This window comes from Vibrio sp., assembly GCF_984391705.1.
The window spans coordinates 1-408 of the sequence record NZ_CFHWOM010000057.1; the positions used below are offsets into that span (position 1 = coordinate 1).

The window sequence follows — 408 nt, forward strand, 5'->3', positions numbered from 1 at the left end:
CAGAGCCAGAGCCAGAGCCAGAGCCAGAGCCAGAGCCAGAGCCAGAGCCAGAGCAACCCGACGAAGGTGAAGAAGATTGGCTGACTGCAGCAATTGATGAAGTTGAGAATGCTGATGTTGATTCTATTGACCAAGCGCTAAGCAGCGATGAGTCTTCAACCGATGTAGAAGCTGATTCGGTAGAGACACATGAACCAGACGATAGCGAAGAGGACGAGGATTGGTTAACGGCTGCAATTGATGAGGTTGAGTCTCCAACAATCGAAGACTCAGAACCTAGCGTTGCCACAGATGTCTCGCCACAAGTTGCACTAGATGAAGCAAGCTCGACGAGTGGTGCAGAAAGCACTGAGATAGAGCAAGAAGATTTACTTGCACAACAAGAGCAGGTACAAGCACCATCTAAAG

General features: G+C 49.5%; 1 pseudogene. It reads left to right on the plus strand.

Features of this window, described 5'->3' with window-relative positions:
- A pseudogene (locus tag AC4MRV_RS18585) lies at positions 1–408 on the plus strand (hypothetical protein); the annotation flags it as partial.